The following is a 1054-nucleotide window of genomic DNA, read 5'->3' as shown; positions in this document are numbered from 1 at the left end:
GCACATGAAGCAGGATGGCGTGCAGATCGTCTTTGACGCCACCAGCGCCTATGTGCATGCCGAAAACTCGCGCAAGGTCAACGCCGAGGGCGCCATGATGATCGACCTCACGCCTGCGGCCATCGGTCCATTCTGCGTGCCGCCGGTCAACCTGAAGCAGCACCTGGGCCAGCGTGCGATGAACGTCAACATGGTCACCTGCGGCGGCCAGGCGACCATTCCCATGGTCTACGCCGTCTCGCGCGTGCAGGCCGTGGCGTATGGCGAGATCGTCGCCACGGTGTCGTCCAAGTCGGTCGGCCCGGGCACGCGCAAGAACATCGACGAGTNAAGCAGCACCTGGGCCAGCGTGCGATGAACGTCAACATGGTCACCTGCGGCGGCCAGGCGACCATTCCCATGGTCTACGCCGTCTCGCGCGTGCAGGCCGTGGCGTATGGCGAGATCGTCGCCACGGTGTCGTCCAAGTCGGTCGGCCCGGGCACGCGCAAGAACATCGACGAGTTCACCCGCACCACGGCCGGCGCGGTCGAGCAGGTGGGCGGCGCCAAGAAGGGCAAGGCCATCATCGTCATCAACCCGGCCGAGCCGCCGCTGATCATGCGCGACACGGTGCACTGCCTGACCGAGGACGAGCCCGACCAGGCGGCGATCACCCAGTCGATCCACGACATGATCAAGGAGGTGCAGAAATACGTGCCCGGCTACAAGCTGGTCAACGGCCCGGTGTTCGACGGCAAGCGCGTCTCGGTCTTCATGGAGGTCGAGGGCCTGGGCGACTACCTGCCCAAGTACGCCGGCAACCTGGACATCATGACGGCGGCCGCGGCCCGCACGGCCGAGATGTTTGCCGAGGAAATCCTGAGCGGCGCCCTGACGCTCGAACCCGTGGCCGTGGCCGCTTGAAGACAAGGAAACAGACCATGACACTCCAAGGCACCAAGATCACCGTGCACGACATGACGCTGCGCGACGGCATGCACCCCAAGCGCCACCTGATGACGCTGGAGCAGATGAAGACCATCGCCTGCGGCCTGGACGGCGCCGGCATTCC

2 pseudogenes are annotated in these 1054 nt (G+C 65.5%); both read left to right on the top strand.

Annotation, left to right across the window (positions count from 1 at the left end):
* Positions 1 to 4: 4 nt before the first annotated feature.
* Positions 5 to 280 (top strand): annotated as a pseudogene (locus QZH66_RS16805) (acetaldehyde dehydrogenase (acetylating)); the annotation flags it as partial.
* Positions 281 to 319: 39 nt separating this feature from the next.
* A pseudogene (locus QZH66_RS16800) lies at positions 320 to 906 on the top strand (acetaldehyde dehydrogenase (acetylating)); the annotation flags it as partial.
* Between the last annotated feature and the right edge of the window lie 148 nt (positions 907 to 1054).

This window comes from Stenotrophomonas sp. YIM B06876 (genome assembly GCF_030711595.1).
In the GTDB taxonomy this organism is placed as follows: domain Bacteria; phylum Pseudomonadota; class Gammaproteobacteria; order Xanthomonadales; family Xanthomonadaceae; genus Stenotrophomonas.
Note: the sequence above shows the minus strand (reverse complement) of the source record. Positions and strands in the feature narration are given on the sequence as shown.